Source organism: Vibrio makurazakiensis, from assembly GCF_050337375.1.
Taxonomy (GTDB): domain Bacteria; phylum Pseudomonadota; class Gammaproteobacteria; order Enterobacterales; family Vibrionaceae; genus Vibrio; species Vibrio makurazakiensis.
Genome location: NZ_JAKJSW010000307.1, coordinates 1 through 3660 on the forward strand (window position 1 = coordinate 1; position 3660 = coordinate 3660).

A 3660-nucleotide genomic window follows, 5' to 3' on the forward strand; every position below is an offset into this window, starting at 1 on the left:
GGCTCTGACGCTCCAGTAAGCACATACCGTTCAATCGCAAATCTATTTGTAGACAGTATCGAGTATGATGGGGTTTATTATCCTGAGCCGTATTGTGGTGCGACGATACTTGATCCTCAACACATACTCACCGCTGCTCACTGCATATATGGTAGTAATGCGTTACAGCTTTTTACAACGGTCGTCCCTCAACTTGGTGATTCCTCAGATTACCCTTCAGGCAATATCCAACGAGTAAGAGTTTCTGAAATCTATTATCGTAATGATTACTCCAACGATATTTCAGATTTATTGCCGAATGATATCGCAATTCTGAAACTAGAATCTTCTTTGAATATCGATTCGGTGAACGATGTGATTGTTCGCCCCTCATCAGAATCTTACCGGGCTGATAACGTTAATACCTCTTACAAAGCGGTAGGGCATGGCAACACGTCGACAGGTTCAGATACTACAACGAATTTGTTGCAAACCGACTTAAATCTTATCGATAACACCACATGTAAAGGTTACTTTACTGAAGGTAGTAAAATGACCGATAGCCAAATCTGTTTTGATGGTAATTACAGCGCATCCACAGGGTTGAATGGCGGTACTTGCCAGGGGGACTCTGGTGGTCCTGCTTATTGGTACGATGGCAGCCAGTACGTTCAAGTGGGTATTACAAGTTTTGGTCCATCGACATGTGGGTACACAGGGGGCGTGACCTCTGTTTTTACTGAGATTTACGACTACAGAACTTGGATCGATAGCGTGTTAGCGGGTAGTGAAACACCTCAAAGAACTGTTACTGGTTCAGATCGCCAAACTTATTTAGACACTTATGGAAGAATTTTATTGAGTGGCTCTAATACACTTACGACTAACGACGCTTCTGGTTCAAGTGGTGGCAGCCTTTCATTTTTAGGATTAGGTTTTCTCGCGCTAATTGGTCGTTTTAGGAAAGCATCTGTGACACGTTAATTATCTCAGTTAATGAGAAATAGAGATCGTTAGAAACATAAAAAAAGCCCCTGGATAGGGGCTTTTTAGATCTTGAAGGTTTGACACTAAGTTTGGTTGTTAGTGAGTTTACTTGTTGGTTTTGAACTCAGCGACAGCGTTGTCCATGTCAGTAGCCTGAGCAGAAACAGAATTCACCTCGTTTAAACACTCTTGAGCGGATTGCATGTTATTTTCTGATATTGAATTAAGCTCAGTAATTGACTCACTAACCTGATTCATTACGATACCTTGCTCTTCAATTGCAGAGGCTATTCGCTCTGAGTTTGCTTGAATAGTCCCCATATCATTGATGATCTGGCTTAAACTCGAGTCAAGTTGTTCTGAAGCGTTCAACGTATCCTGACCTTGATGGTTACACTGGTCAATATCAGCGACTACCGTCGACATTTGAGTTTGGATAGCGGAGACAACTTTGGTTATTTCCTCAGTTGACTGGTGTGTGCGGCTGGCTAGAGCTCGAACTTCATCCGCAACCACTGCAAACCCGCGACCTTGTTCACCAGCTCGCGCTGCTTCTATCGCGGCATTTAAAGCAAGAAGGTTAGTCTGTTCCGCAATTTCTTGAATAATATGAACCGCTCCACCAATTTTGTCTACGTGGCCGTTGAGCGAGTTAATCGATTCTTGGCTATTAGCAAGAGTCGAAGAGAGCTCACCAATATTGTTCACCGTAGCTTTTACAACACTTCGACCATTCTCTGCATTGTTTGCGGCTTGTTGAACACCTTCAACAGCAACCGTTGTACTTTCTGAAATCTCATTGATCGTTGCCACCATCTCCTGTACGGCTGTAGCCATGGTTGTGGTGTGATCCGCTTGTACGTGAAATTGTTCAATTACATCTTCAAGCTGGGTGTGCATATTTCCAGTACTTGAAGAAAGCTGTTGTGATTTGTCTTGAGAACCACACACGAGGTCTTCAAATTTTTCTAGTAGCTGATTGAAGTGTTGACCAATGGTAGTGAGCTCGTCGTTACCCGTTAGATCAGCGCGCATTCCTACAYCATTGGTTTGTGAGATTTTACGAATAACCGTAGATAGTTTACTTACTTGCAGGTTAATAGATCGGGATATTTGGAATACGAGTAATACGATAATCAATAAAACGATAGAGGTGACGACTTGCTTAACAAGAGTTAACTTATCCTGTTGTGCAGTTTGTTCTGACTGCAAGGCCGAAAAAAAGTTTTTGAATTGTTCTTCGACGCTGTGGGATAGTGCGCGCGTATCACCAAGTAGGCCTTCGTTATATTTAAGCCCAACGGTTTGCTTTTGGTTAAATAGCGTTTGTGCAGCAGATACTAGTGCTGGAGAGCTGATGTCAGAAAGAAGCTGTGGTTCAAACTTACCTTCTTGCAGAGCCCTGTCAAACTGAATTAACTGTAGTAAGCCTTCTAGGTTAGCGTTGGACTTTGATGAGTTGAGAGCTTGGTTGTATTGACCAATAAGACCGTCAGTAGGTGTTAATCCACGCACAGTATACGCGTTAACAAGTTTTTCGAATCCAGATTGGTACTTAATTAAATCTTGTTTGAAAAGCTCACTAGAGGGAAGGTTATGTTTTTGGAGTAAAGAGGACAGTTGTTCTTCTTTTTCTAGGAATAAAGAGACATTCCCTGAAAACTTCTTAAGGTACTTGAGGTCGAACCTCAACAAAAAATCCTTCTCATTACGCCTAAGGTTAAGTAAGCGTATCTCTAGTTGTGACACCAAATTCACCGCTTGATTTATYTCTGCGGAAGTTCGTGCAAAATACGTTGCGGTATACAGTAATGTTAATACACCAAAAATGGCAATAAAGCCCAGTGAATACAATTTTTGTTTTATATTCATTACAAACCCCTAAAATTAAACTACTTCTCAAGAACTAAGTATTTGAATATTCCTTAGCTCTATAACTACCAGAATTATCAATAACAACTTAAGCATAAGCTATTAGAATCAATACGCAATTTAAATATAAGGTGTTAATCGGTTTAAATAGATTAAATCGGTTTTGCTCGCAATTTTTTTGTGTTACTTCGTTGATTTTTCTTATCTAATCTTCGTCTTTGAGAGCCTTTTGTCGGTTTTGTCGCTCGTCTTACTTTATTTGTTTTAGCAGCCTCTAGGATAATTTCTTTCAAGCGATTTAAGGCATCTTCTCTATTTTGTTCTTGGGTGCGGTACTGTTGAGCCTTGATAATAATGACGCCATCTTTTGTTATTCGGCCATCTTGGCTTTTAAGTAGTCTCTCTTTATAAAAGTCAGGCAAAGTGGAGTGTTTAATATCAAATCTAAGGTGGATAGCACTCGATACTTTGTTGACGTTTTGACCACCGGCGCCTTGCGCACGGATAGCGGTCAATTGAATTTCCCAATCTTGAATAGCGACGGCGTTAGATATTTGAAGCATACGAGAGCAACCTACAAAAAAAGTTAGCGCATGATACTGAATATTAGATAAGGTAGCAGTATGTTTTTAGCATTCACTAAGTGTAATCGATGACAATAAGCTTAGATAAGTACGCAGGACTAATCTTTGATATGGATGGAACCCTGCTTGATACAATGCCGTCTCACATAACAGCGTGGCAACAGACGGCTCAACACTTTGGGTTTGAGTTTGATTCGGGGTGGTTACACAGCCTTGGTGGAATGCCGAGCTACAAAAT

At 40.9% G+C, this 3660-nt stretch carries 4 protein-coding genes; 2 read left to right on the forward strand and 2 right to left on the reverse strand.

Going from position 1 to position 3660, the window contains the following annotated elements:
* The coding region (locus L4C33_RS20460; protein ID WP_428814237.1) for a S1 family peptidase at window positions 1-963 on the forward strand (963 nt) is incomplete at its 5' end.
* Window positions 964-1071: 108 nt separating this feature from the next.
* Here the strand turns inward: L4C33_RS20460 and L4C33_RS20465 are convergent.
* Together L4C33_RS20465 and arfB are read right to left on the reverse strand one after the other, a co-directional pair.
* The gene (locus L4C33_RS20465; protein WP_428814238.1) at window positions 1072-2838 is read right to left on the reverse strand and encodes a methyl-accepting chemotaxis protein; all 1767 of its coding nucleotides are present in this window, start codon (window positions 2836-2838) and stop codon (window positions 1072-1074) included.
* A gap of 152 nt (window positions 2839-2990) precedes the next feature.
* A complete protein-coding gene (arfB, locus tag L4C33_RS20470) occupies window positions 2991-3401 on the reverse strand; it encodes an alternative ribosome rescue aminoacyl-tRNA hydrolase ArfB (protein ID WP_428814239.1) in 411 nt (136 codons plus the stop codon).
* 89 nt (window positions 3402-3490) lie between these two features.
* On the opposite strand from arfB, the gene L4C33_RS20475 reads away from it, so the two are divergent.
* A partial coding sequence (locus tag L4C33_RS20475) for an HAD hydrolase-like protein (protein WP_428814240.1) occupies window positions 3491-3660 on the forward strand: 170 nt, incomplete at its 3' end.